The 26,822-nt window shown below is 68.3% G+C and carries 24 protein-coding genes; 15 read left to right on the top strand and 9 right to left on the bottom strand.

The annotated features are described in order from the left end of the window. Window positions 1-40 precede the first annotated feature (40 nt). The 4 genes from AB0J95_RS27710 to AB0J95_RS27695 form a co-directional block, all read right to left on the bottom strand. Window positions 41-526 carry a hypothetical protein gene (locus AB0J95_RS27710; protein WP_364763728.1) on the bottom strand — a complete coding sequence of 162 codons (486 nt, stop codon included), beginning with the start codon at window positions 524-526 and terminating at the stop codon, window positions 41-43. A gap of 42 nt (window positions 527-568) precedes the next feature. Further along, complete coding sequence (locus AB0J95_RS27705; RefSeq protein WP_364763726.1) at window positions 569-2,665, bottom strand: EAL domain-containing protein; 2,097 nt, start codon at window positions 2,663-2,665, stop codon at window positions 569-571. Window positions 2,666-3,026: 361 nt separating this feature from the next. Beyond that, window positions 3,027-3,866, bottom strand: coding sequence for an SAM-dependent methyltransferase (locus AB0J95_RS27700; RefSeq protein ID WP_364763724.1), 840 nt, complete (start codon window positions 3,864-3,866; stop codon window positions 3,027-3,029). Window positions 3,867-3,909: 43 nt separating this feature from the next. Further along, window positions 3,910-4,497 (bottom strand): TetR/AcrR family transcriptional regulator, encoded by a 588-nt coding sequence (locus tag AB0J95_RS27695; protein WP_364763722.1) that lies wholly within the window; start codon window positions 4,495-4,497, stop codon window positions 3,910-3,912. Between the two features lie 150 nt (window positions 4,498-4,647). Here AB0J95_RS27695 and AB0J95_RS27690 point away from each other — a divergent pair, with 150 nt between their 5' ends. The 11 genes from AB0J95_RS27690 (at window position 4,648) to AB0J95_RS27640 (ending at window position 17,831) form a co-directional block, all read left to right on the top strand. After that, a complete protein-coding gene (locus tag AB0J95_RS27690; protein WP_364763720.1) occupies window positions 4,648-5,439 on the top strand; it encodes an SGNH/GDSL hydrolase family protein in 792 nt (263 codons plus the stop codon). 121 nt (window positions 5,440-5,560) lie between these two features. Then, window positions 5,561-7,174, top strand: a complete 1,614-nt coding sequence (locus AB0J95_RS27685; protein ID WP_364763717.1) for a carboxyl transferase domain-containing protein — start codon at window positions 5,561-5,563, stop codon at window positions 7,172-7,174. Between the two features lie 3 nt (window positions 7,175-7,177). Beyond that, the gene (locus AB0J95_RS27680) at window positions 7,178-9,133 is read left to right on the top strand and encodes a biotin carboxylase N-terminal domain-containing protein (protein WP_364763714.1); all 1,956 of its coding nucleotides are present in this window, start codon (window positions 7,178-7,180) and stop codon (window positions 9,131-9,133) included. Next, window positions 9,130-10,293, top strand: coding sequence for an acyl-CoA dehydrogenase family protein (locus tag AB0J95_RS27675; protein ID WP_364763711.1), 1,164 nt, complete (start codon window positions 9,130-9,132; stop codon window positions 10,291-10,293). Before AB0J95_RS27680 ends, AB0J95_RS27675 begins: the two co-directional genes overlap by 4 nt. A 112-nt stretch (window positions 10,294-10,405) precedes the next feature. Next, window positions 10,406-11,779 carry an SPFH domain-containing protein gene (locus AB0J95_RS27670; RefSeq protein WP_364763709.1) on the top strand — a complete coding sequence of 458 codons (1,374 nt, stop codon included), beginning with the start codon at window positions 10,406-10,408 and terminating at the stop codon, window positions 11,777-11,779. A 118-nt stretch (window positions 11,780-11,897) separates the two neighbouring features. Further along, window positions 11,898-13,226, top strand: a complete 1,329-nt coding sequence (locus AB0J95_RS27665) for an FAD-binding oxidoreductase (RefSeq protein ID WP_364763706.1) — start codon at window positions 11,898-11,900, stop codon at window positions 13,224-13,226. After that, the gene (locus AB0J95_RS27660) at window positions 13,226-14,458 is read left to right on the top strand and encodes a class I SAM-dependent methyltransferase (RefSeq protein WP_364763793.1); all 1,233 of its coding nucleotides are present in this window, start codon (window positions 13,226-13,228) and stop codon (window positions 14,456-14,458) included. Before AB0J95_RS27665 ends, AB0J95_RS27660 begins: the two co-directional genes overlap by 1 nt. A 92-nt stretch (window positions 14,459-14,550) precedes the next feature. Next, complete coding sequence (locus AB0J95_RS27655) at window positions 14,551-15,732, top strand: lipid-transfer protein (RefSeq protein ID WP_364763703.1); 1,182 nt, start codon at window positions 14,551-14,553, stop codon at window positions 15,730-15,732. Between the two features lie 4 nt (window positions 15,733-15,736). After that, window positions 15,737-16,165, top strand: coding sequence for an SRPBCC family protein (locus AB0J95_RS27650; RefSeq protein ID WP_364763701.1), 429 nt, complete (start codon window positions 15,737-15,739; stop codon window positions 16,163-16,165). Next, window positions 16,162-17,001 (top strand): MaoC/PaaZ C-terminal domain-containing protein, encoded by an 840-nt coding sequence (locus AB0J95_RS27645; RefSeq protein ID WP_364763699.1) that lies wholly within the window; start codon window positions 16,162-16,164, stop codon window positions 16,999-17,001. The genes AB0J95_RS27650 and AB0J95_RS27645 overlap by 4 nt, the downstream gene beginning before the upstream one ends. 2 nt (window positions 17,002-17,003) lie before the next feature. After that, a complete protein-coding gene (locus tag AB0J95_RS27640; protein WP_364763696.1) occupies window positions 17,004-17,831 on the top strand; it encodes an SDR family NAD(P)-dependent oxidoreductase in 828 nt (275 codons plus the stop codon). Here the strand turns inward: AB0J95_RS27640 and AB0J95_RS27635 are convergent. Next, window positions 17,818-18,459: a TetR/AcrR family transcriptional regulator gene (locus AB0J95_RS27635; RefSeq protein ID WP_364763694.1), complete on the bottom strand. Its 642-nt coding sequence runs from the start codon at window positions 18,457-18,459 to the stop codon at window positions 17,818-17,820. The genes AB0J95_RS27640 and AB0J95_RS27635 overlap by 14 nt on opposite strands. A gap of 52 nt (window positions 18,460-18,511) precedes the next feature. Here AB0J95_RS27635 and AB0J95_RS27630 point away from each other — a divergent pair, with 52 nt between their 5' ends. From AB0J95_RS27630 to AB0J95_RS27615, 4 genes are all read left to right on the top strand, one after another. After that, on the top strand, window positions 18,512-19,357 hold the full coding sequence (locus AB0J95_RS27630; RefSeq protein ID WP_364763692.1) for an SDR family oxidoreductase: 846 nt from the start codon (window positions 18,512-18,514) through the stop codon (window positions 19,355-19,357). Further along, a complete protein-coding gene (locus AB0J95_RS27625) occupies window positions 19,354-20,904 on the top strand; it encodes a succinic semialdehyde dehydrogenase (RefSeq protein ID WP_364763690.1) in 1,551 nt (516 codons plus the stop codon). Before AB0J95_RS27630 ends, AB0J95_RS27625 begins: the two co-directional genes overlap by 4 nt. Before the next feature lie 64 nt (window positions 20,905-20,968). Further along, on the top strand, window positions 20,969-22,012 hold the full coding sequence (locus tag AB0J95_RS27620; protein ID WP_364763687.1) for an alpha/beta fold hydrolase: 1,044 nt from the start codon (window positions 20,969-20,971) through the stop codon (window positions 22,010-22,012). After that, window positions 22,009-22,545 (top strand): maleylpyruvate isomerase N-terminal domain-containing protein, encoded by a 537-nt coding sequence (locus AB0J95_RS27615; protein WP_364763685.1) that lies wholly within the window; start codon window positions 22,009-22,011, stop codon window positions 22,543-22,545. The genes AB0J95_RS27620 and AB0J95_RS27615 overlap by 4 nt, the downstream gene beginning before the upstream one ends. Before the next feature lie 163 nt (window positions 22,546-22,708). Here the strand turns inward: AB0J95_RS27615 and AB0J95_RS27610 are convergent, their stop codons facing one another. The 4 genes from AB0J95_RS27610 to AB0J95_RS27595 form a co-directional block, all read right to left on the bottom strand. After that, the gene (locus tag AB0J95_RS27610) at window positions 22,709-23,911 is read right to left on the bottom strand and encodes an acyl-CoA dehydrogenase family protein (RefSeq protein ID WP_364763682.1); all 1,203 of its coding nucleotides are present in this window, start codon (window positions 23,909-23,911) and stop codon (window positions 22,709-22,711) included. Further along, window positions 23,908-25,221 carry an acyl-CoA dehydrogenase family protein gene (locus tag AB0J95_RS27605; protein ID WP_364763680.1) on the bottom strand — a complete coding sequence of 438 codons (1,314 nt, stop codon included), beginning with the start codon at window positions 25,219-25,221 and terminating at the stop codon, window positions 23,908-23,910. The genes AB0J95_RS27610 and AB0J95_RS27605 overlap by 4 nt, the downstream gene beginning before the upstream one ends. Window positions 25,222-25,283: 62 nt before the next feature. Beyond that, a complete protein-coding gene (locus AB0J95_RS27600) occupies window positions 25,284-25,856 on the bottom strand; it encodes a DUF4232 domain-containing protein (RefSeq protein ID WP_364763678.1) in 573 nt (190 codons plus the stop codon). 7 nt (window positions 25,857-25,863) lie between these two features. Continuing rightward, window positions 25,864-26,766 (bottom strand): LysR family transcriptional regulator, encoded by a 903-nt coding sequence (locus tag AB0J95_RS27595; protein WP_364763676.1) that lies wholly within the window; start codon window positions 26,764-26,766, stop codon window positions 25,864-25,866. Window positions 26,767-26,822: the final 56 nt, after the last annotated feature.

Raw genomic sequence — 26,822 nt, 5'->3', positions numbered from 1 at the left:
GAGTGTGGGACACGGGGGCGGTGAGTGTGGGACACGGGGGTTAGTTGAGGGCGGTCAGGATCCAGGGGGCCACTGGGAGGTCGCGGCTGGAGCACTCGGCCGCCAGCTTGATCGTCCAGCGCAGGGCCTGCATCATCACCATCGCCATTTCCGCCGGGGCGGCGTTGGCCAGGGCGATCTCGATGTGGTCCTTCGCCGCGGCCGTGTCGCCGTGCACCTCGGCCAGCAACGTCCGCACGGCCGTGCGCACCGGGGGATCCGCCTCGTCGATGGGGACCTCGTGGCCGTCGTCGTCGTAGACCTGCATCTTCACCGGAGCCGTCCCGCCCGAGCCCAGCGCCGCCACCATCGCGCTGCACTCGCGGAAGAGCATCAGCATTAACTCGGTCGCCTCGTCGCGGCCACGGTCACGGGCGAAGGCGGTCATCCGCTCGACCGCCCCCGTGTCCTGTCCGGCATGCATCGACGCCAGCGCCCGGCTTGCGGCGTCGACGATGCTTGGCGGCTGCTCGGAGTTCGGGTCCACTACGACATCTTCCAACAGCCGAGTGCCTGTGCGCCAAACCGGTCAGGCGTGGTGCAGGGACTCAGGCAGCATGGGTGCGCCATGGAACGGGCCTTGCGCGAACGTGGCGCCTGCGGCGTGCCACCAAGCAGCTTCTTGCGCGGTGGGCACGTCCACCACGCTCACCTCGGCTCCCAGCTCCCGCAGTGTCCCGATCACCGACCCGGTCACCTTGGCGAGCACCGGTTTGTGCTGCGCGGCGACGATCGAGCCGGCCAGGATCACCGACTTGACCTGCTCCTCGGCCACGATCGCGAACTCGGTCGTGCTGCCGGTGAACTCGTGCATGCCGACGATCACGCCATTGTCCCGCAGGGCCTGCAGGTTCGACTGGGACTCACCGCGGTCGGACGCCACCGCCCGCGCGTCGAGCGAGATCTCCAGCCGGTCGGGAGCGATCCCATAGCGCCCGATCGCGCGGTTCACCACACCGGCCAGGTTGCCGTCGCAGGACTGCAACTGGGTCAGCCGCAACCGGAGGCGCACGTCGTCCGGGGTGCGCTCGCCGAGCTCCTCACAGGCCCGGAAGAACGCCCACGGCCCGATGGTCAGCGACATGCCGGTGCTCTCGGCCATGTCCCGGCACGCGTAGTGCGCGATCACGCCCTTGTCCGGGTGGTCCCAGCGGAGCATGACCTCCAGCGCCGCCAGCCGCCCGTCGGCCAGGTCGATCACCGGCTGGTACTCCAGGCCCAGCTCGCCCATCTCCCAGGCGCCCGGCATGGCCGCGGTCAACGCGAACCGCGCCTTCTCGTCGGCGTCCTCGTGGATGTTGTGCGCCTCCCACTGGCGCATCCCGACGGCCTTGGCCCGGCGCATGGTGGAGTTGGCCGCCCGCAACAGGTCCAGCCGTCCGTAGACGCGGCCCTGGTGCTCGGCGACACCGATGCTGACGCACACCGCGACGCCCACGTCACCGATGAACGTCGGCTCGGACAGCACGCGGTTGATCTCGTCGATCATCGTCGAGTAGTGCGGGGTGTCCGGCGTGTTCTCGATCAGCACCGCGAACTCGTCGCCGCCGACCCGGCCGATCAACGCGTCGAACGGGTCCATGGTGGCGCGCAGCTGGTTGGCCACCACCTGCAGCATCCGGTCGCCGGCCACGTGCCCGAGACCGCTGTTGATCACCGAGAACGAGTCGATTCCCACGTGCAGCAACGTGATCGAGGTCTCCGGCCCGGCGCCCTCCAGGATGGCGTCCAGTTTGGACTGGAAGTGCTGCCGGTTGGCCACGCCGGTGAGCATGTCCCGGACCGACTGCTGGCCCAGCTGGTTCTGCAGCGCCTGCAGCTCGCTCAGGTTCTCGATCATCGTGATGTGGTAGGCGGGCACTCCGTCGCTGTCCCGCAGCAGCGAGATCACCAGGTACACCCACGCGTACGAGCCGTCGTGGCGCAGCATCCGGCGGCGTTCGCGGATGCGCGGCACGATGCCCTCGGTCACCTCGCGGTAGGAGATGACCACGTCGTCGGCGTCCTCGGCCGGGAACAGCTCGCGGATGTTGCGGTCGGTCAGCTCGTCCGGCTCGCACTCGAGGATCCCGGCCAGCGCCCGGTTGGTCTGCACGAACGCACCGGACATGTCGGTCAGCGCCATGCCGACCGCCGAGCCGTGGAAGACCTCCTCGAACCGGTCGTTCGCGGCCCGCTCCCGCCGTTCGGCCTCCCGCTTGGACTTCAGCAGCGCCTGCTTGATGTGCTCCTGCTGGTCCAGCGTGCGCAGCCGCATCCCGGCGGCGTACCCGGTGGCCATCGCGGACAGCAGCCCGACGACGCGCCCGGCCAGCACGCGGTCGCCGCTGCGGTCGGAGTCCAGCAGCAGCGCACCGGCGAGGATCTCCATCGAGCACTGGAGGCTCTCCGGGCCGGTGAAGTCGTTGTTGACCAGCGCCCGGCCCACGTCCACCGCGGGCGACGGGTCGAACAGCTCCGCGTTGACCGTGTCCGCCAGGACGTGCACCTGCTTGAGCAGGAACTCGGTCATCTCCTCGGCCGTCATCGGCACGTATGCCGTCCGGCCGATCACGTGCACCCATGCCTCCGCGACCTCGAGGCGCCTGCGGAGGCGCTCGGGCTCAAGCGGCGTCAGGTCGCTCACCGGGCGCCGCCTGCACAGCGGTTACTCGGTCTCACAACAGCGCACCTCTTGCTGGTCGGGGCAACGGGACAATCCTGGAATTCTCGCGGTCGAAGGTGTGGCAGTCCAGATATCGGACCTCTGGGATCCGGCGGTTACCGCCGTCCGGGCAATCGATCCCGGCCCCGTGGCCTGTGTTCCACTGCCGCAGCACACCTCTTTCGCGTCTTCTGGTGATGGCAAGGCTACTCAGCGGAGTATGGGTCCGGTAGACGGGCGCACCCTCGCGGCCCATTCGGGCGAGTACCCGCCACCGAGTGGTTGCTGGCGGTAGTTCGGATTAGCCCGATGGGGTGACATTTGGCGGGAATTCGGGATTTGGTTAGTCGGGAACTGTTCGTTCCGGAGTCATGACCGGTCGTTTGACGCCGACGCCGGACCAGAACCCGTCGTCCTCCGATCTCGGGCCACCGGGTACGACCGGATCCGGATGCCACCCGGAAGGCTGGACGATGCCCGGCGGGCAGAGCTCGAAATCACCGAACAAGGCGGCGACCTCCGCCTTGGTCCGCGAGTACATGCCGTCGCCGCCCGCCCGGCTCGCGGTCGCGATCATCTCGTCGGTCGGCACGGCGAAGTCGTTCGTCAGGTGGGTGATCCCGAGCATGCTGCCGGGCGCGACCGCGTCCCGGTACGTCCGGAACACCTCCCGCACCTGATCGTCCGGCACGTAGTGGCCGACGGTCATCGCGAGCAGGCCCACCGGCTGGGCGAAGTCCAGCAGCCGTTGCGCGTCCGGATGCCGCAGCACATGGTCCGGCCGGGTGATATCGGCTTCCACAATGGTCGCCAGCGGGTTGCGTTCCAGCAGTAGACGACTGTGTGCGACCGCGATGTCCTCCCGGTCGACGTACACCACCCGCGCCTCGGGATCGGCGCGCTGCGCGATCTCGTGCACGTTCCCCACGGTGGGTATGCCGGACCCGAGATCGAGGAACTGCCGGATGCCCTGATCCATCATGTACAACACGGCCCGGCGCAGGAACGCGCGGTTGGTCCACGCCATCTCGCGCACTCGCGGGTGGATGGCCAGCAGCTGCTGGAAAACGGCCCGGTCGCAGGCCAGGTTGTGCGCCCCGCCGAGGGCGTAGTCATAGACCCTGGCGACGCTGGGACGGTTGATGTCCACATCGTCGGGGATCCAGTTGCGTTCGCCGGCCATTGCGAACAGACCTCGTTTTGCGGGCTGCCAAGACGGCGTGACTTTAGCCGACCGGACCGTGCGTAAGGGCCGAAAACGCCATTCTCCGCAACAATGCACCCATTTGGGCCCTATCCAGATGCCGGCTGTGCGGCGTGGAGTTGATCAGGCCGAACACCGCCAGCGCGGCCGCCCGGGCCTCCGGCTCGTCGATCCCGGTCACGTCCTGGATGGTGCCGACCCACACCTCGACATAACGGCGTTGCAGGGTGCGGACCTTGCGGCGGTCCGGGTCGGCCAGGTTGCCCAGGTTGCGTTCCTGCACGGTGATCAGCGCCGGGTTGTCCAGCGCGAAGTCCACGTGGAACCGGACCAGTTCGGTCAGCAAAGTCCGCGGTTCGGCGAACTTCTCGGCCCGGTCCTGCCCGCCGTCGAGCAACATCTCGCTGATCGACGTGAGCATCTCGCCGAGCATCGCGTCCTTGCTGCGGAAGTGGCGGTAGAGCGCGGGCCCGGAGATGCCCACCGCGGCGCCGATGTCGTCGATGCCGACACCGTGGAAGCCGTGGCGGGCGAACAACTCCGCCGCCGCGGCCAGGATCTGGTCCCGGCGCGAGCCCGGCGCTGCGGCCGGTAACGGTTGTGACGACACACTGTCATGTTAGCGAGCGCTAACCCAGACGAGAACGCGGCCGGATACATACTCCTGGGTTAACAATTCACCAGAAGCTTCCACAATCGACAAACGCCTCCGATGATGAGGGTCCATCCCTGCTCTGGGGACTGACGCGGAGGGCTCACGATGAGGCGATCTTTCCGTTCCCTGTTATGCCTTGCGGCCACCGCCGCGGGCCTGTCCTTCCTCTCCGCCCCGGCGAACGCGGCTGGGGACAACTATGTGGCACTGGGCGACTCGTACTCGTCCGGCGTCGGCACCGGCGGCCCCTACAGCGGCGGCGGCTGCCAGCGCAGCAGCAGCGCATATCCCCAGCTGTGGGCCAACTCCCACGCTCCCAGCTCGTTCACGTTCGCGGCCTGTTCCGGGGCCAAGACCGGGGACGTGCTGTCCGGCCAGGTGGGTTCGGTCCCGGCGAACGCGACGCTGGTGACGATCTCGATCGGCGGCAACGACGCCGGCTTCACCGACGTGATCACCACCTGCACCCTCGGCAGCGACTCGACCTGCGTGAACCGGGTCAACCAGGCCAAGACCTTCGTCAACAACGAGCTGCCGGCCAAACTCGACAGTGTCTACGACGCGATCCGCCAGCGGTCGGCCACCGCGCGCGTGATCGTCATGGGGTACCCCAGGTTCTACAAGGTGCCTGGTTCCTGCGTGGTCGGCCTGTCCGACACCAAACGGTCGGCCATCAACAGCGGGGCCGACGCGCTGGCGGCCGTGACGGCGGCGCGAGCCTCGGCGCATGGGTTCACGTTCGTCGACATGCGCACCATCTGGACCGGTCACGAGATCTGCTCCAGCGGCACGGTCTGGCTCAACAGCCTGACCTGGCCGGTCGGCGAGTCCTACCACCCGAACAAGGCCGGTCAGTCCGGCGGTTACCTGCCCGCTCTCACCAGTGTGACCGGCTGAACACTCATTGGTAAGGAAGGCCCGGGTGTCCGGCCCGGGCCTTTCCGCTCGGCTGGACCTACTGGTTAGTCATCGCTAACATGGGCGACAAGTTAACGATGACTAACTGAGCGAGGAGCCGATGGACGCCCCCGTGCTGGCCAGCCAGGCGGACCCGATGGATCCCGCATACCAGCGGTACGCCAAGGAACACGCCGTGCTCGCGGACGAGCTGCGGGACCGGCTGGCGCAGGCCAGGCTGGGTGGGCCGGAGCGCGCGCGCATCCGGCATGTGGAACGCGGCAAGCTGCTCCCGCGCGACCGGGTGGACTCGCTGCTCGACCCCGGCTCGCCGTTCCTGGAGCTGTCCCCGTTGGCGGCCAACGGGATGTACTCCGACGAGGCGCCGGCCGCGGGGATAATCACCGGCATAGGGCGGGTTTCCGGCCGTGAGTGCGTGATCGTCGCGAACGACGCCACCGTCAAAGGCGGGACTTATTACCCCATCACGGTGAAGAAGCACCTGCGCGCGCAGGAAGTGGCGCTGCACAACAACTTGCCGTGTATCTACCTAGTCGATTCGGGTGGTGCCTTCCTCCCCCGGCAGGACGAGGTATTCCCCGACCGCGAGCACTTCGGCCGGATCTTCTTCAATCAGGCCACCATGTCCGCGAAGGGCATCCCGCAGATCGCCGCGGTGCTGGGCTCCTGCACCGCGGGCGGCGCGTACGTGCCCGCGATGAGCGACGAAGCGGTCATCGTGCGCAACCAGGGCACGATCTTCCTGGGCGGCCCGCCGTTGGTGAAGGCGGCCACCGGCGAGGTCGTCACCGCCGAGGAGCTGGGCGGTGGCGATGTGCACTCGCGGGTTTCCGGTGTGACGGACCACTTGGCCGAGGACGACGCGCACGCGCTGCGGATCGTTCGCTCGATCGTGTCGACCTTGCCGCCGCGGGTGCCGCGGCCGTGGGACGTGCTGCCGGTCGAGGAGCCCGCGGTGGATCCCGGCCAGCTCACCGGGGTCGTGCCGACCGACTCCCGGACCCCGTACGACGTCCGGGAAGTGATCGCCCGGGTGGTCGACGGCAGCCGGTTCCGCGAGTTCAAACGGGAATATGGCACGACTTTGGTCACCGGGTTCGCCCGCATCCACGGCCACCCGGTGGGGATCGTCGCGAACAACGGCGTTTTGTTCGGCGAGTCCGCTCTGAAGGGCGCGCACTTCATCCAGCTGTGCGACAAGCGCAGGATCCCGTTGGTGTTCCTACAGAACATCACCGGGTTCATGGTCGGCAGGGACTACGAGGCCGGTGGCATCGCCAAGCACGGCGCCAAGATGGTCACCGCGGTCGCGTGCGCGCGGGTGCCGAAGTTCACCGTCGTGATCGGCGGCTCGTTCGGCGCGGGCAACTACTCGATGTGCGGGCGGGCGTACTCGCCGCGGTTGCTGTGGATGTGGCCGAACGCGCGGATCTCGGTGATGGGCGGCGAGCAGGCCGCCTCGGTGCTGGCGACCGTGCGGCGCGACCAGATCGAGGGCGGCGGGGGCGAGTGGCCGGCGGCCGACGAGGAGGCCTTCAAGGAGCCGATCCGGCAGCAGTACGAGGACCAGGGCAACCCGTACTACTCGACCGCGCGGCTGTGGGATGACGGCGTCATCGAACCCGGCGACACCAGGACGGTGCTCGGCCTGGCGCTCTCGGTGGCCGCGAACAAGGACCTCGACGATGTCGGCTACGGCGTTTTCCGGATGTGAGGCATGTTCCACACTGTTCTGATCGCCAACCGCGGCGAGATCGCCGTCCGGATCACCAAGACGTTGAGGCGCCTGGGCATCCGGTCGGTCGCGGTGTACAGCTCGGCCGACGCCGGCGCCCGGCACGTCCTCGAGGCGGACACGGCCGTCCACATCGGACCGGCGGCGGCCCGGGAGAGCTACCTCAACATTCCCAGGATCATCGAGGCCGCCCGGCAGACCGGCGCGCAGGCGATCCACCCCGGATATGGCTTCCTCGCCGAGAACGCGGCCTTCGCGCGGGCCTGCGCAGAGGCCGGGATCGTGTTCGTCGGCCCGCCGGTGGCCGCGATCGAGGCCATGGGCGACAAGATCCGGGCCAAGCAGACGGTGTCCGCCGCGGGCGTTCCCGTTGTGCCGGGCCGGACCGAGGCCGGGATGACCGATGCGGACCTGATCGCCGCAGCCGGCGAGATCGGCTTTCCCGTGCTGATCAAGCCTTCCGCGGGCGGTGGCGGCAAGGGCATGCGCACTGTCGTCGACGCTGCGGACCTTCCGGGTGCGATCGAGTCGGCCAGGCGTGAGGCGCGCGGGTCGTTCGGCGACGACACGTTGCTGATCGAGCGGTTCGTGCAACGGCCGCGGCACATCGAGATCCAGGTGATGGCCGACACCCACGGCACCGTGGTCCACCTCGGTGAGCGCGAGTGCAGCCTGCAACGGCGGCACCAGAAGATCATCGAAGAGGCGCCATCTCCTTTGCTCACCCCCGAAATGCGGTCCCGGATGGGCGCCGCGGCGGTCGACGCGGCTCGCGCGGTCGGGTACACCGGCGCGGGAACGGTGGAGTGCATCGTGTCCGCGGACCGGCCGGACGAGTTCTTCTTCATGGAGATGAACACCCGCCTGCAGGTCGAGCACCCGGTCACCGAAATGGTGGTGGACAAGGATCTCGTGGAGCTGCAGCTCCGGGTGGCGGCGGGCGAGCCACTCGGCCTGACCCAGGAGCAGGTCCAGCTGTTCGGGCACGCGATCGAGGCCAGGGTGTACGCGGAGGATCCTGCCCGTGACTTCCTGCCCACCGGCGGAACCGTGCTCGCGTTGCACGAACCTGCTGGCGCGCGCGTTGACTCGGGTCTTCGGGTCGGCGGTGCGGTGGGCTCGGACTACGACCCGATGCTGTCCAAAGTGGTCGCTTGGGCGCCCACTCGTGCGGAGGCCCTGGGCAAGCTGTCCGCGGCTTTGGCGGAGACCGCGATCCTCGGTGTGGGCACGAACATCGCGTACCTGCGGGACTTGTTGAGCGATCCCGATGTGGTCGCCGGACGGCTCGACACCCAGCTGGTCGAGCGCCGGGGCAAGTTCGCTCCGTCGGTGCCGGATCACGTTTTCGTGGCGGCCGCGCTGGATGAACTGAACGCTTTGCGGCCCACGGGGTCGGTCGTCGACCCCTGGGATGTGCCCAGTGGCTGGCGGATCGGGGCCTCGGCCGGGTTCTGCACCCGGTTGGACTGCGGCGACCGGCATGTCACCGTCCGCGTCGACGGCGGTCAGGTGTCCGTGGACGGCGGCGATCTCGTCCCCGCGTCGGCTGTCATCGAGGATTCGTTGCTGCGCTTGACTTTTGACGGCCGGACGTACACCTATCAGCGCGCTCGTGCGGGTTCCGTGCTGTGGCTGGCCGCCGAAGGCTTCTCCTGGGCGGTGTCCGAGCACTCGATGCTCGAGGAGTCCGGTACCGCAGGATCGGGCGGTGGTCCGGTGACCAGCCCGATGCCCGGCACTGTGCTCGTGGTGAAGGCCGCCGTGGGCGACGTTGTCCAAGCGGGGACTCCGCTGCTCGTCGTCGAGGCGATGAAAATGGAGCACACCATCACCGCCCCGGTCGACGGCGTGCTCACCGAACTGAACGTGCAGGCGGGCCAACAGGTCGCGCTGAACCAACCGCTCGCTCTGGTCACCCCGGAGGAGGAGAAATGATCGACTTCAGGCTCTCCGAGGACCAGGAGACGCTCAGGAAGACCGTGGAGGAGTTCGCCCGCGAGGAGATCGCGCCGGTGATCGGCGAGTACTACGAGCGCGGCGAGTTCCCGTACGACATCGTGGCCAAGATGGGCCGGATGGGCCTGTTCGGCCTGCCGTTCCCGCAGGACGCGGGCGGGATGGGCGGCGACTACTTCGCGCTGTGCCTGGCGTTGGAGGAGCTGGCCCGGGTCGACTCGTCGGTGGCGATCACCCTGGAGGCCGGGGTTTCGCTGGGCGCCATGCCGATCTTCCGCTACGGCACGCCCGAGCAGCGCGACCGGTGGCTGCCGGAACTCGTTTCGGGGCAGGCACTTGGTGCGTTCGGCCTGACGGAGCCCGGTGGCGGCTCGGACGCGGGCGCGACCCGCACGACCGCCCGCCGCGACGGTGACAACTGGGTGATCAACGGCACCAAGGCGTTCATCACCAACTCCGGCACGGACATCACCCGCCTGGTCACCGTCACCGCGGTCACGGGAGATGACAACGGGCGCAAGGAGATCTCGGCGATCATCGTGCCGTCGGGCACCCCGGGCTTCACGGTGTCCAAGAAGTACTCGAAGGTCGGCTGGAGCGCGTCCGACACCCGCGAACTGTCCTTCCAGGACTGTGTCGTGCCCGCGGCGAACCTGCTCGGCGACCAGGGCCGCGGCTACGCCCAGTTCCTGTCCACTTTGGACGAAGGCCGGGTGGCGATCTCCGCCGTGTCGGTGGGCCTGGCCCAGGGCTGTGTCGACGAGTGCCTGAAGTACGTGCGCGAGCGTGAGGCGTTCGGCCACAAGATCGGGGAGTACCAGTCGATCCAGTTCAAGATCGCCGACATGGAGGCGCGCACCCACGTGGCCCGGCTGGCCTACTACGAGGCGGCCGCGCGGATGCTGCGCAACGAGCCGTTCAAGCGCCAGGCCGCGATCGCCAAGCTGGTCTCGTCGAACGCCGCCATGGACAACGCCCGCGACGCCACCCAGATCTTCGGCGGCTACGGGTTCATGAACGAGTTCGCGGTCGGCCGGTTCTACCGCGACGCCAAGATCCTCGAGATCGGTGAGGGCACGAGCGAGGTGCAGCGGATGCTGATCGCACGTGACCTGGGTCTCCACCGCCCCTGGCAGTAGGCATAAGAAAGAGTCTTTACGTCCGCCCTCGGCAGGTCTACCTTCTTGTCTGGAGGGTGTGCCGGGAAGTCTGGTCGGCGACGGTTTTTCGCTGTCTGCCGAAGGGGACCCCATGGACACACCTGAGGGTTTATGGATCGCCGGTCTCGCGGTCGTCGCCTTTCTCGTGCTGGTCGCGTTGCTGCGCGCGTTCTGGCGGGTGGCCGAGCCCAACGAGGCGCTGATCGTCTCCGGGCTGGGCGCCAAGGCCCGCCACCACCTGGAGCCCAACACCACCGGGTTCAAGATCGTCACCGGCAAGGGTGTGCTGGTCGTGCCGGGTTTCCAGGTGGCGCGCCGGCTTTCCCTGGATACCAGGGTCTCGGAGATCTCCGTGCACTGCGTGACCAAGCAGGGCATCCCGGTGTCCGTGCAGGGCGTGGTCATCTACAAGGTCGGCGACGACTACGCCTCGATCGCCAAGGCGGCGCGGCGGTTCCTCGACCAGCAGGACAACATGGACACCCGCATCCACAGCGTTTTCGCGGGCCACTTGCGGTCGATCGTCGGCGCACTCACCGTGGAGGAGCTGATCCGCGACCGGGAGCGGCTGATCGCGGAGGTGTCCCGGTCATCGGAGTCCGAGATGGTCCGGCTCGGCCTGATGGTGGACTCGTTGCAGGTGCAGGAGATCGACGACGCCACCGGGTACATCGGCAACCTCGGCAAGCCGCACGCCGCCGCGGTCGCGGCCGCCGCGCGGATCGCCGAGGCGAACCAGGACCAGCAGGCGACCGAGGCCGAACAGGCCGCCGCGATCAAGAAGGCGGCCGCCTGGCGGGCGGCCCAGATCAAGCGGGCCGAGTACCAGGCCGAGATCGACGAGGCCAAGTCGCGGTCGGCCCAGGCCGGGCCGCTGGCCGAGGCGACCGCGCGCCAGGAGGTCGTCGTGGAGGCGACCAAGACCGCGCAGCTGGAGGCCGACCTGGCCGAGCAGCGGCTGCAGTCCCAGATCCGCAAACCCGCTGACGCCAAGGCATACGAGTTGCGCGTGCTGGCCGAGGCCGACCGCGACGCGCAGGTGGCCCGCGCCGAGGCGAACGCAAGGGCCACCCGGGTGACAGGCGTCGCCGAAGCGGACGCGGTGAAGGCCAAGGGGCTCGCCCAGGCCGAGTCCGCCCGGGCCCAGGCAATGGCCGAAGCGGACGCGATCCAGGCCCGGTCGGCGGCGCTCGCGCAGAACCAGGACGCCGTCATCGCGCAACAGCTCGCCGAAAAGTGGCCGGAAATCGTCGCGGCCGCGGCTAAGTCGTTCGGCACCATCGACCACCTCGTCGTGCTCAACGGCGCCGAGGGCATCGAGGACCTGTTCGCCAAGGCGCTGTCGCTCGGCGGCACCGGCCTCGGCCTGGCGAAGACCCTGATGCAGGCGATGAACCCGGCTCCCGCACCGCTCCACAATGGACACCCTGGGGGTGTGTCCGAGGCGGTCATGGGGCAGCCCTGATGGCTCGCGCAAGGGGGGCGAGCCATCAGGGTGATCGCGGACGGGATCCGTCCGGCGGGTGGGAATCGACCGAAAATCACACTGCCGGACGGGTCTCGGACGCATAACATCGGTTGTCATGGGCAACCAACCGGCCTTGACCAGCCACGAGCGGGCCGCGGCCGCGCTGCGGGACCAGTTCGCGGCGCTCCCGCCGGGCGCGCCCGTCCGGTTGGCGAAGACCACCTCGAACCTGTTCCGGTTCCGTGAACCGGCCACCCGGACGCTGGATGTGAGTGCCTTTTCCGGGGTGCTCAGTGTGGACGCCGAGGCCCGGACCGCCGAGGTGGGCGGGATGACCACGTACGAGCAGCTGGTCGACGCGACCCTGCCGTACGGGCTGATGCCGATGGTGGTGCCGCAGCTGAAGACCATCACGCTGGGTGGCGCGGTGGCCGGCCTGGGCATCGAGTCGACATCGTTTCGCAACGGCCTGCCGCACGAGTCCGTGCTGGAGATGGAGATCCTCACCGGCGACGGCCGGATCGTGCACACCAAGCGCGGCGAGGAGCTCTACCGCGGGTTCCCGAACTCCTACGGCACGCTCGGTTACGCGCTGCTGCTGAAGATCGAGCTGGAGCCGGTCAAGCCGTTCGTCGAGCTGCGGCACGTGAAGTTCGACGACCCGATGGTGATCGCCGATCACACCGATGTGGACTTCCTGGACGGCACGGTGTTCGGGCCGGGCGACCAGTACCTCACTCTGGGTCGATTTGTCGACAAAACCCCGTACCGGCCGAGCGACTACACCGGCACCGAGATCTTCTACAAGTCCATCCCGGACCGGGAAACGGACTATCTGACCATCCGGGACTACATCTGGCGCTGGGACACCGACTGGTTCTGGTGCTCGCGTGCGTTCGGCGCGCAGATCCCGGCGGTCCGGCGGCTCTGGCCCAAGCGGTACCTGCGCTCCGACGTGTACCGCAAGATCGTCGCGTGGGACCGCCGCTACCAGCTCAGCGCCCGGATCGGCCGGCTGCGTGGTGCCGCCCCGCGGGAACCGGTGATCCAGGACGTCGAGATCCCGCTCGCCCGGCTGGCCGAGTTCCTCGAGTTCTTCCACCGCGACATCGGCATCACGCCGGTCTGGCTGTGCCCGGTCAAGCTGCGGGACAAGGAAACGTGGCCGCTGTACCCGATGGACCCGGACACGTTGTACGTCAACGTCGGTTTCTGGGCGACCGTCGCGATGAAACCGGGCGACGGACCCGGCCACCACAACCGGCTGATCGAGCAGGTCGTCACCGACCTCGGCGGCCACAAGTCGTTGTATTCGGAGTCCTTCTACTCGCGAGAGGACTTCTGGCGGCTGTACAACGGAGAGCGCTACCGCGCCCTCAAACGCGAGTTCGATCCGGACGGTCGGCTGCCCGACCTCTACGACAAGTGCGTGCGAGGAAGATGATGCTAATCGCGGAAGCAGTCCGGCAGATGGCCGGACAGGAACTGCCGATCGAGGTCGTCGCCTACGACGGCAGCCGGGCCGGCTCCACGGACGCCGGCGTGCGGGTGGAGGTGCGTTCGCCGCTCGCCCTCTCGCAGATCGCGTCGGCGCCCGGCCAGCTCGGCCTCGTGCGGGCGTACGTGACCGGTGCGCTGGAGATCGTCGGCGACATGTACACCGCCCTGGCGGCGTTGCCGGACATCTCGGTCCGCCAGATCCCGGCCGACCTGCGGATGAAGATCGCGGCGAAGCTCGCCGCCGCCCGGCTCTGGTGGCCGACCCGCCCGCCCGCCGAGGAGTCCCGGCTCAGCGGCCGCCGGCACTCGCAGCGGCGCGACGCCGAGGCGATTTCCCACCACTACGACGTGTCCAACCAGTTCTACGAGTGGGTGCTCGGCCCGTCCATGGCGTACACGTGCGCGGTGTACCAAAGCCCCGAGACCTCCCTTGAGGACGCTCAGTACGCCAAGTTCGACCTGGTCGCCCGCAAGCTCGCGCTGGAACCGGGCATGCGGCTGCTGGACGTGGGCTGCGGCTGGGGCGGCATGGTCATGCACGCCGCCAAGCACTACGGCGTGCGCGCACTCGGCGTGACCCTGTCGGCCAACCAGGCCGAGTGGGCGCAGAAGAAGATCGCGCAGGAGGGCCTGTCCGACGTCGCCGAGGTGCGCCACCTGGACTACCGCGACGTCAAGGAGGGCGGCTTCGACGCGGTCAGCTCGATCGGCCTGACCGAGCACATCGGCGACGCCAACCTGCCGAGCTACTTCCAGTTCCTCTACAGCAAGCTGCGCACCGGCGGCCGGCTGCTCAACCACTGCATCACCCGGCACGACAACCGGCAGAACGCGCGGACCGAGAGCTTCATCAACCGGTACGTCTTCCCGGACGGCGAGCTGCTCGGCCCCGGCCGGATCATCACCGAGATGAACGACACCGGGTTCGAGGTGCGGCACGAGGAGAACCTGCGCGAGCACTACGCGCTCACACTGGCCGCGTGGTGCGCGAACCTGGAGAAGCACTGGGACGAGGCGGTCCGTGAGGTCGGCCCGCAGAAGGCCCGGGTCTGGCGGCTCTACATGGCCGGCTCCCGGCTCGGCTTCGAGCGCAACGAGATCCAGCTGCACCAGGTCCTCGGCGTGAAGCTGGACGCACAGGGCCGCTCCTTCATGCCCTACCGTCCGACCTGGTAGTACGCGCTTTTCCCGGAGGGCGGCACCGCGCTGGTGCCGCCCTTTTGTTCGACCCTTGATACACATACGTGCAGGACTGTATGTTTCTGGATATGGGCAACAGGGTGTTCGTCGCCGGTGTTGGGATGACCAAGTTCGAGAAGCCGGGCAGCCGGGACTGGGACTACCCGGAGATGGCCCGGGAGGCTGGGACCAAGGCCCTCGCGGACGCCGGCGTGGGGTACGCCGACGTGCAGCAGGCGTACGTCGGGTACGTCTACGGCGAGTCGACGTCGGGGCAGCGGGCGGTCTACGAGCTCGGGCTGACCGGGATCCCGGTCGTCAACGTGAACAACAACTGCTCGACCGGGTCGACGGCGCTTTACCTCGCTGCGCAGGCCATTCGCGGTGGTCTGGTGGACTGTGTGCTGGCACTGGGGTTCGAGAAGATGCAGAAGGGCTCGCTGGCGTCCACCTACGACGACCGCGAACAGCCGTTGACGAAGCACATCGTCGCGCTGGCCGAGCTGCAGGAGTTCGCGGCTCCGGTGGCGCCGTGGATGTTCGGCGCGGCCGGGCGTGAGCACATGCGCAAGTACGGCACCACCGTCGAGCAGTTCGCCCGGATCGGCGAGAAGAACCACCGGCACTCGGCGAACAACCCGTACGCGCAGTTCCAGGACATTTACACGCTGGAGGAGATCCTGGGCGCCAAGGAGATCTACCCGCCGCTGACCCGGTTGCAGTGTTCGCCCACTTCGGACGGTTCCGGGGCGGCGGTGCTCGTGTCCGAGCGATTCCTCGAGGCACACGAGGTTTCCGGTGCCGTGGAGATCGTCGGCCAGGCGATGGTGACCGACATGGGCAACACCTTCGACGACGCCATCAGCATTGTCGGCGCCCAGATGACCGCTGAGGCAGCCCGGCAGGTCTACGTCCAGGCGGCGCTCAGTCCGTCCGATGTGGACGTCATCGAGCTGCACGACTGCTTCTCCACCAACGAACTCATCACGTACGAGGCTTTGGGGCTGTGCGGGACCGGTGAGGGCGGCAAGCTCGTGGACGCGGGCGACACCACGTACGGCGGCCGCTGGGTGGTGAACCCATCCGGTGGGTTGATCTCCAAGGGGCATCCGCTCGGCGCGACCGGGCTCGCGCAGTGCGCCGAGCTGACCTGGCAACTGCGTGGGACGGCGGGCAAACGGCAGGTTCCGGGAGCGAAAGTGGCTCTGCAGCACAACATCGGACTGGGTGGCGCGGCCGTGGTCACGGCGTACCGCCCGGCGGAAAGGTGACCTGATGGCCAACGTGAACGTCTCGGTGGAGCTGCCCGCGGGCCCGGAGCGGGTGTGGGCGCTGATGGCCGACCTGGGCCGGTTCGAGGAGTGGCTGACCATCCACCAGGGCTGGCGCAGCGAGCTGCCGTCGCCGGTCGAGGTCGGTTCGCAGCTGACCGAGATCGTGTCGGTGATGGGCATGGCCAACAAGATCGAGTGGACCGTCGAGGCCTACGACCGGCCGAAGTCGTTGCGGATCTCCGGAACCGGCATGGCCGCGGTCAAGGTGTCGTTCACGCTGTCGGTGGAACCGTTGGGGGACAACGCCCGCGCGACCATCGACGCCGAGTTCTCCGGGCAGATGGTGGTCGGGCCGATCGGCACCGCCGTGGAGCGCAACAGCCGCGCGGAGCTGGAGAAGTCGCTCGCCAAGCTGGCGACGCTGGTATGACCGGGTTCATCCCCGCCGGGATCGGGCAGTGGACCGAACCGGACACGTTCGAGGTGACCGAGGAGCGGATCGCCCAGTACGCGGCCGCGACGAACGACCCGATCCCCGCCCACCGGGACGGATCCGTTGCGCCGCCGGTGTTCGCGATCGTGCCGGTGTTCATGTCGATGATCCCGGCCTCGCTCGCGATCGCACCGGTCGAGCTGGCCATGCGGGTCGTGCACGGCATGCAGGACTTCCGGTTCCACCAGGTGATCCGCCCTGGCATGAAGCTTTTGTCACGCGCCAGACCCGTTGGCTACGAAGGCAAGGAGAACGGCACCCGGGCGGCGATCTACGTCGAGTGCCGGACCGAGGACGGCGCCCTGGTCAACGAGCAGTGGGTCACGTCGTTCTTCCGGAAGGTCGACGCCGGGCCGCTGGTCGGCTCGCTCGCGCCTTCGCACGTGTTCCCGGAGTCGTTGCGGGAACAGGCTCCGGTGGCGAAGGTCGTGTCGCATGTGGACGCCGACCAGACGTTCCGGTACTCGGCCGCGTCCGGCGACCCGATGCCGATCCACCTGGACGACGAGATCGCCCGGCTGTCCGGGCTGCCCGGGATCATCGCGCATGGCTTGTGCACCATGGCGTTCACGTCCTGGGCGGTGCTGACCGAAGTGGCCGAGGGGGACACTTCGCGCCTGCGGCGGCTGGCCGTGCGGTTCAGCCGTCCCGTGTTGCCCGGCCAGGACATCACCACCCGGATCTGGCGGTCCGGGGCGGGTTCCTACGCGTACGAGACCACGGTCGGCGACACCGTGGTGATCAAGGACGGCCTAGCGGAAGTCGAGGACTGACAATGGGAGCACTGGACGGGCGGGTCGCGGTGATCACCGGCGCGAGCCGTGGCATCGGCCGCGAGCACGCCCTGCTGTTCGCCCGCGAAGGCGCGCGCGTCGTGGTCAACGACCTCGACGGGGTGGACGATGTCGTCGCGGAGACCGGCGGAACCGGGATCGCGGCGGACATCTCGTCCTGGGAAGGCGCCGAGTCCGTTGTGCGCAAGGCGGTCGACACGTTCGGCCGGCTGGATGTCCTGGTGAACAACGCGGGCATCCTCCGGGACGCCTACATCGCGTCCACCGACGAGTCCCAATGGGACAGTGTGATCGCGGTGCACCTCAAGGGACACTTCGCGATGCTGCACCACGCCGCCGTGCACTGGAAGGAACGGTCCAAGGCGGGCGAGCAGGTCCGCGGCTCGGTGATCAACACCGCCTCGGCTTCGGGCACGATCCTGCCCAACGCCGGCCAGGCCAACTACGGCGCCGCCAAGGCCGGGATCGCCGCGATGACCCTCGTCGCAGCGCAGGAACTCGTCCGCTACGGCGTGCGCGCCAACGCGATCGCGCCTATTGCCAGAACCCGCTTGACCCTGGCCACGCCGGGCTTCGAGGCCCTGTTCGCCGAACCCGAGGACAAGGAGGCCTTCGACCCGTTCCACCCCTCGCACGTCTCACCGCTCGTGGCCTACCTCGCCACGGAAACGTGTCCGGTCAACGGAAAGGTCTTCGCGGTCCAAGGTGGAGTGATCCAGGAACTGGCCGGCTGGCACACCAAGAACACCACCGAGACCGACAAACCCTGGACCATAGAAGAAATAGCCCAGCGCCTCACCGACTGGTGAGATCCGCCGGGGCCATGGCTCGCAAGCAGGCCTTGGCGCGTTGCCAGCGGGCGTCGAGCTGGGCGTCGTCCGGGTAGGCCCAGTTGCTGATCAGCAGGCCGCGCACGGTGTCCATCGCGGTGTACGAGTAGTGCCGGAACTGGGTGGTGTCCGCTTCGTCGCCGAACACGCGCTTGCCGAACTCCACTACCATGCCACTGATCTGCGGTTCCACGTCGGCGACCTGGGCGCGCAGCTCGGGATCCGTGCGGGCGGCGAGCAGGAGTTCGGTGCTGGCCGCGAACAGCGGGCCCTGGTGGATCTCCCAGAGCAGGTCCAGGGTGTCGCCGATCGGGTCGGTCGACTCCGACAAGCGGTCCATCTCGGCGAACGCCAGCTCGGCGCGGCGCTGGGCGAGGTGCCGCACGGCCGCGGTGACCAGGTCGGTCTTGGTGGGGAAGTGGTGCACCTGGGCGCCCCGCGTGACGCCCGCGCGCTCGGCGACCCGGGTCGTCGTGGTGCCGGAATAGCCGTACTCCACCAGGCAGCCGATGGTCGCGTCGAGCAGCCGCTCGCGCATGGCCGCGCTGCGTTCCTCCTGGGTACGGCCGGTTTTCGACCGGCGTGCCGTCTGCGTGGTCACCGACATGGGACTACCTTAATCTTGCCGACAGATACGTGCAGATGTGTATGTTTATGGTATGGCACGCGAACTGCGGGACAAGGTCGTCGTGGTGACCGGGGGCGCGAGGGGGATCGGGGCCGCGACGGTCCACAAGCTCCTGGCCGAGGGTGCGAAGGTCGTGGTGGGGGATCTGGACGTGACCCCGGCACGGGACTGGAAGGCGCTGGCGTTGCCGTTGGACGTCACCGACCTGGCCGGGTTCACCAAGTTCCTGGACGAGGTCGAGGGCAGGCTGGGGCCGATCGACGTGTTGATCAACAATGCCGGGATCATGCCGCTGGGCCGGTTCGAGGACGAGGACGACGTCAAGACCGTGCACCAGCTGGAGATCAACCTGCACGCGGTCATCCACGGTACGCGTGAAGCCGTGAAACGGATGCGCCCCAGGAATACCGGCCACATCGTCAACGTGTCCTCCGCGGCGGGCAAGGCGGGTTTCCCGGGCGGTGTCACGTACTGCGCGACGAAACACGGCGTGGTGGGCCTGTCCGAGGCCGTGCGGGCCGAACTGCGTGGCTCCGGCATCGAAGTGACCTGCGTGATGCCGTCGATCGTGCGGACCGAGCTGGCCGCCGGGATCAAGGACGCGTTGGTCAAAACGGTCGCCCCGGAACAGGTCGCCGAGGCCATTGTGGCCGCCTTGAAGAAACCGCGGTTCGACGTGTTCGTGCCCAAGTCGGTGGGCGTGCTCAACCGGATCGGGCACCTGATGCCGCGGGCGGCCGGCGAATGGCTGACGCACGTGCTCAAGGGCGACCGGGTTCTCGTCGACGCGGCCAATTCCGCCGAACGGGCGAACTACGAGCAACGCGCCGCGAGCAGCGCGCCGGGCGCGGACGAGGCGTACGGTTTCAAGGCATGACGGCATCCTCGATCACCGACGCCCTCGTCGACCGGCTGACCGACCGGGTCACCGCGTCCACTTCGGACACCCTGAGTACCGTCGATGTCTTCACCGGCGGCACTTTGGCCAAGGTCCCGCACTCGTCCGTGGCGGACGTGGTCCAGGCGATCGAGGAAGCCCGTGTGGCGCAACAGGGCTGGGCGCGGGTGGACGTCGGCGAGCGGGCCCGGATCTTCGACCGGTTCCACGGGCTGATCCTCAAGCACGCCGAGGTGCTGTTCGACCTGTTGCAGGCGGAGACCGGCAAGTCCAGGCGCGACGCGTTCCTGGAGGCGTCCGCACCGTTGGTGACCATTGGGTACTACGTCCGGAAGGCGCCCGCTTTGCTGCGGCCGCAACGGCGTCAGGGCATGATGCCGTTCGCCGTCAAGACGACCGAGCAGCGCGTGCCCAAGGGTGTCATCGGGATCATCACACCATGGAACTACCCGTTCGCTTTGTCGTTCACGGACCTGGTTCCGGCGCTGATCGCGGGTAACGCCGTTGTGCTCAAGCCGGACACGCAGACCGCGCTGTCCACTTTGTACGGTGTGGACCTGTTGTACCAAGCCGGCCTGCCGCAAGGGCTGTTGAAGGTCGTACTCGGTGACGGTCCGGTGGTCGGGACCGCCTTGGTGGACAACGCCGACTATGTTGGCTTCACCGGCTCGACGCGGACCGGCCGGGAGGTCGCCGCCCGGGCCGGGCAGCGGCTGATCGGCAGTTCGCTGGAGCTGGGTGGCAAGAATCCCCTTCTGGTGCTCGCGGATGCGCACGTCGGCAGGGCCGCTGCGGGTGCTGTGCAGACATGTTTCTCCAACACCGGGCAGCTGTGCATGTCGCCCGAACGGGTGTACGTGCATACAGCGGTTTACGACGATTTCCTGGCGCGGTTCCTGGACGAGGTCAACGGGATGAAACTGACCGCTGGCTACGACTTCGGCGCGGACATGGGTTCGCTGATCTCCCAACGGCAGCTGGACACCGTTTCGAGGCATGTCGAGGACGCGCGTTCGAAAGGCGCGACCGTGCTCGCGGGCGGCCGGGCACGGCCGGATATCGGGCCGTTCTTCTACGAGCCCACCGTGCTCACCGACGTCACGCCGGACATGCTCTGCTACGCCAACGAGACGTTCGGGCCGGTCGTGTCGGTCTACCGCGTCGTCGACGACCGTGAGGCGATCGAACGGGCCAACGACACGTCGTTCGGGTTGAACGCGAGCGTGTTCGGGCGGAACCTCAAACACGCCGCTTCGGTCGCCGCTCAGCTGCGCGCTGGAACGGTCAACATCAACGACGGGCACATTGTCGGGTTCGGGAGCGCGGACGCCCCGATGGGCGGAATGAAGGACTCCGGGCTGGGCCGCCGCAACGGCGCGGAAGGCCTGCTCAAGTACACCGAGGCGCAGAACGTGTCGCTGCAGCGGATCCCGCTCACCACGCCGCCGAAGTGGCTGCCTTATACGTTGTACGCGAAGGGGCTGCAGCTGACGTTCCGGCTGTTCCGGAGGTCCGGCATCCGCTGAGCACTTTTGCGAGTTAGGCCTCACAAACGCCCTCGCGGGGCGTCTACCTGGGATGATGGGGGACATGATCGGGATAGACCTGCCCGCGGCCGCGTCGAACGTGATCGGCAAGGTGTTCCGCGGCGGCGTGGCCGACCTGCGGCCGGTGCCCCGGGTGCTGGTCGGCCACGGGCCCAACCGGTGGGTGTACCGGATGGCCGGGGACGGCTCGGGCGACCCGGTGCTGCTCGTGCCGCCGCTCGCCGCGCCCGCGTTGTGCTTCGACCTGCGGCGTGGCTGCAGCGTCGCCGAGCACTTCGTCGAGCAGGGCCGGGCGACCTACCTGGTCGACTACGGGACGGTCAGTTTCGCCGACCGCGGCCTGGGCATCGAGCACTGGATCGACGAGGTGCTGCCGCACGCGATCCGGGCGGTCAGCGCGGACGCGGGCGGGCGGCCGGTGCACATCGTGGCGTGGTGCCTGGGCGGGATCTTCTCGCTGCTCACCGCCGCGGACCAGCCTTCGCTGCCGGTCGCGTCCATCACCACCGTGGCCAGCCCGATCGACTTCACCGCGATCCCGCTGGTGGCGCCGGCCCGGCCGTTGATCGAGCTGACCGGCGGGTGGCTGCTCACCGCGCCCTACCGGGTGCTCGGCCGGGCGCCGCGGCAGATCGTGCGGTGGGCGTTCCAGCTGACCTCAGTGGACAAGTACGTGACCAAACCGGTCGCGGTGCTGACTCACCTGGACGACAAGGAGTTCCTCGCCCAGATCGAGGCGGTCGACCGGTTCATGGAGAACATGGCGGCCTACCCTGGGCGCACGTTCGGCCAGCTCTACCACCGGTTCTTCCGCGGCAACGACCTGCATGACGGCGTTGTGGACGTCGAGGGGCGGCTGATCTCGTTGGCGGACATCAGGGTCCCGGTGCTCGTCATCGCGGGCGCCACCGATGGCATAGCCCCTTCCCCAGCCGTGCAACGCCTGACACAGTTGCTGGACAGCTCGCCCGACATCCGGTTCGAGGTGTGCCCCGGCGGCCACCTCGGCGTGCTCACCGGCCGCGGCGCCCGCCACACCACCTGGAGACTCATGGACACGTTCCTCGACACCCACATCGCCGCATGACCGCGTGGCCATGGGTGCCGGACCTGATCCGGGCGGAACTGGGTGGTTACCTCGACCTGGCGATCACCATGCCGGACGAGCCAACAGCGTGTCCACCTTGGACAGTGAAGGACCTCACCGCACACCTCGTAGCGACGTTCCAGAGATTCAGCACCCTGCTGAGACAGAGCAGAGCGGGAGACTTCTCCATACCGTTCGAACCGGAGGAACTCTCCCGCTGGAACCTGGCCACTGTGGAGGAGTTCGGCGCCGACCCGTTCACCGAACTACCAGCCGCAGTGGAGACTTTCCTCGCCGAGGCGACCAACCCCATGGAGATGATGGCCCACCAACGCGGCCCCATCCCCGTCGCGCTGCAACTCCTGTTCGGCCTCAACGAACTGACCATCCACCACCACGACATCGTCCCGTACCGCCCCGAACGCCAGACCCTCGAGCCCCTGCTCGACCTCTGGCAACGCCGTTTCGCCCCCCTCCCGGACGAACCGGACCCCTGGCACAAAATCCTCCTCGCCTCCGGCCGCACCCCCTAACCCCACCCCCACCCGGTTCGATTTTGTGCGGGGTGGCGGCGCACACAAGCTCTCCGGCGGGACAGGTCGCAGACCTGTCCCCTTTGGTCTGCCCCGTGCGCCGCAGGGGTCCCCGCACAAATCGAACCACCCCAGCCAACAAGGCACCGCCCCCAAGCCGAGCCTACTTCAGCTCACCAGAGGACTTCCCGAGCAGCCTCCGCGCCACAATCAACTGCTGAATCTGTTGCGTGCCCTCAAAAATGTCCAGGATCTTCGAGTCGCGAGCCCACTTCTCCAACAGGTTGTTCTCGGAATATCCAAGGGACCCACACAACTCGACACACCGCAGCGTGATCTCAGTAGCGACCCGACCGGCCTTCGCCTTGGCCTCAGAAGCCTCAAGGGAGTTCGGCTTGGAGTTGTCGGCCATCCACGCCGCGCGGAGGGTCAGCAACTTGGCCGCCTCCCAGTCCGCCTCCGCCGCGATATAAGCAGCTGCGGCGGCGTGCTGGGAGTTCGCCGGTTTGTCGTAGTCGATTTCGATGCCCGCTTCGGTCAAGAGACGCTGGGTCTCCTCCAGTGCCGCCCAAGCCAGTCCAACGGCCATGGCGGCGACCAACGGGCGGGTGTTGTCGAAGGTCTGCATGACGCCGGCGAAACCCTTGTTGATCGAGGGGTCGCCGAGGAGGTTCTCCGCGGGGACGTGGCAGTCGGTGAACCGGATCACGGCGGTGTCGGAGGCGCGGATGCCGAGTTTGTTCTCCAAGCGCACGACTTCCATGCCCGGCGTGCCCTTTTCCACCACGAACGACTTGATCGCGGCGCGCCCGAGGGACTTGTCCAAAGTGGCCCAGACGACGACCGCGTCCGAGCGTTCCCCGGCGGTGACGAAGATCTTCTCGCCGTTGATGACGTAGTGGTCGCCGTCCTTCACCGCGGTGGTGGTGATCGCCGCGGAGTCGGAGCCGCAGTCGGGCTCGGTGATCGCCATCGACGCCCACAGCTTGCCGAACCGTGCCAGCTGGGAGTCGTTCGCGACCGACGCGATCGCCGCGTTGCCCAAACCCTGACGGGGCATGGACAACAGGAACCCGAGATCGCCCCAGCACAGCTCGATCGTGCCGAGCACCGTGGACATGTTGGCGCCATTGCGAATGCCCGGCCCGCCGGACCCGGAGGACCGCCGCACCCCGGAAGCGCCGCCGCCACCCTCGCCGGACGCGTTCACGCCGTCCAGCAGGGCCGCGAAGATGTCCAGCTCCTTCGGGTAGGTGTGCTCCGCGCGGTCGTACTTGCGGGAGTTCGGCCGGAAGATCTCCGCCGCGGCCTGGTGCGCCTGGTTGAGCAGGGCACCGAACTTCTTGGGCACCTCGAGGTTGATCACAGCAGCACCCCGCCTTCCATCACGCCGACGGCCCGCAGGTCGCGGTACCACCGTTCCACCGGATGCTCCTTGACGAACCCGTGCCCGCCGAGCAGCTGGACGCCGTCGCTGCCGATCGCCATCCCCTTGTCCGTGCACAACTTCCGCGCCAACGCCACCTCACGGGCGTACGACTTCCCTTGCTCGGCGCGGGAAGCGGCCCGGTAGGTCACGAGCCGCATGCCGTCCAGCTCAATGCCGATATCCGCGACCTTGAACGCCACACCCTGCCGATGGCTCACCGGTTCGCCGAACGCCACCCGCGAGTTGACGTAAGGAATCACGTAGTCCAGCACCGCCTGCGCGGTCCCGACGGCGAGCGCGCACCAGCCCAGCCGGGAAAGCCGCACACAGTCGGCGTAAGAAGTCTTGTCTCCCAGCAAAGCCGACCGCGGCACGGTCACGTTGTCCAGCACCAGCCGGCCCATCGCCGCGGCGCGCAGACCCATCGAAGGCTCGGCCTCGATCAACACACCCCGAGACGAGGACTCGACGATGAACAACGCCGGAGCACCGTCCAAAGCGGCCGCGACCACGAACAACTCGGCCGAGGCGGCCAACGGCACCAAGGACTTCACGCCATCCAACTTGTACCCCTCGGGAGTCCGAACCGCCCGCGTCTCCAGCGAGAACGGATCGAACAGCACCCGAGGCTCCAGAACAGCCAGCGCCGCAGCGGGAACGTTGTCCCCAACGAAGGCAGGCAGATAAGTCGCCTGCTGATCGGCGTCACCCCACAGCACCAAGGCATTCGAGACCGCCGCGGGCGCGAGACAGGCGACCGCGAGCCCCATGTCCCCGTGCGCCATGGCCTCCGCGACCAGCACACCGGACACAGTGGACCGCGCGGTCCCGACGCCACCCAGCTCCTCGGGCACGCCGATCATGGTCACGCCCAGCTCAGCGGCAGTGGCCAGCAAGGACGGCGGCGGCGTGCAGGAGGCGTCGGCCTCCGCGGCAGCCGGCCGCAGCTGCTCCGCGGCGAACTCGGCGACCGTGTCCCGGATCATCTGCTGCTCGTCGTCCGGGGTCAGGTCGAACAGGCCGCGCTCGGGGGCGGGTTCGAGGCGCGCGGGCCGGCCGAGGCGCTGGGCGGCCTGGAACGACCGGGTCGCCGCGCCGAGCGTGCGGAACCCCGTCCTCGTCGCCTGGTAGACCCCGCGCTCCAGCGGTTTGTTCAGCCCGAACCGCTGCACGAGACGCGTGCCCGCGATCCGGTTGAGTACCGCGAGCGCGATGCCCATGGCGTCCCGCCTGTGCCGATCGACCATCTCACCAACTCCTCGGTCCGTTGCTAACCTACTCTAGAGTAGGTAGCGGGCGGACGCGAGTCTCAGGCCTTCGACCAAGGCCCGACGCCGAGCTTCCCGGTGGTGCCGACGTCCAGGTGCACCGGGCTGACCAGCTGATCCGGCTCTCCGGGCAGCGGCGCGACCCGCAGCGAAGTGCCGGTGACCGACCGGCCGTCCTGCACCAGCAGCCGCCACACGAGCGTCGCGTGGGCCTTCTCACCGGGCGCCAGCGTCAACGGCTGCGGCGCGGCGTCGACCTCCGGGTCCGTGGTGATGCCGCCGGTGCCCTGGAACACCGCGACCGGCTCCGGCTGGTCCTCCGCGTTCAGCACCAGCACCACCGGGCGCCCGTTGACCTCGTATGGAGCCGCGCCACAGTTGGTCATCTCCAGGGTGAGCGCCCGCAGGCCCATCGCCGCGTCGCTGCCGCCAACCGTGATGCGCACCCCAGGCTTCGGACACGGTCCGGGCGGCGAGGTCGGCGCGGACGGCCAGACCTGGTCAGCCGTGCCCGGCAGCGGTTGTATGGACGGTGGTGGCGGTGGCTCGAAGGCGAACGGATGCACGCTGCACCCGGCCAGCAAGAACAGGAGTAACGCAACCAAGGCTCGCACACCGTGATCATTCCACGGGTTGCCGCCGCAGGATGGCGAGGAATGCCTGTGCGGCAGGCGAGAGCGTGAACCCGCTGGCCGCCGCGGTGTAGACCTGGCGCGGCGCGATGTCGTCAGGATGCAGCGGTACCAACGAGATGTCCCGCCGGACGGCCGCCACGGCCAGCGACGGGATCAACGTGATCCCCATCCCGGCGGCGACCAGGCCCTGCTTGGCCATCCAGTCACGGGCCACGAACCCGATGTGCGGCTGGAACCCGGTGCGCAGGCATGAGCTGATCAGGGTGTCCTCCGGGCGGTTGCTGCCCGCGATCCAGGTCTCCCCGACCAGGTCGGACAGTCGCACGTGCCGGGCGCCGTCGAGGCGATGACCGATGGGTACCGCCACGAACATGTGGTCATCGCACAACTTCACCAGGTCGATCCCGTCGATGTGGTGCCGCTCCGGGAAACTCACCACGGCGAGGTCGACATCCCCCGACGCCACAAGGGCGATCAGGCTCGGCGTGTAGCCCTCTCGAAGCGTGACCGAAACCTCCGGATAGGACAGCCGGAACGCGGCGATGGCCCGCGGGATCAGCGCCGCGTCGGCCGTCGCGAACCCGCCGACCCGCAACCGCCCGGTCGCCAGCTCGGCCAGGTCGGCGAGGTCCCGGCGGGCGGCGTCCAGGCGTTCCAGAACGGCCTGAGCGTGCGGAACAAGGCGTCGTCCGGGCTCGGTGAGGCGGACTCCGCGGGGCAGGCGGTCGAACAGTGCCGTCCCGGCCTCGTCCTCCAGCGCGGAGATCTGCCGCGAGATGGCCGACTGGGTGTAGCCCAGCGTCGAAGCGGCCGCGGTGAACGAACCCACCCGGGCGACCTCGACGAACACCCGGAACAGCGAGGCGGACAAGTCATGCGAGACCGGCATGACATCCATGCTAGACATTCGCTGGTCGCATCGCAGTCGCCGCAATAGCGTCGGGG

Origin of the sequence: Actinocrispum sp. NPDC049592 (assembly GCF_040675465.1) — a bacterium.
Classification (GTDB): domain Bacteria; phylum Actinomycetota; class Actinomycetes; order Mycobacteriales; family Pseudonocardiaceae; genus Kibdelosporangium.
The sequence above is the reverse complement of the archived record's forward strand: the minus strand, read 5'-3'. Positions and strand labels throughout refer to the sequence as shown.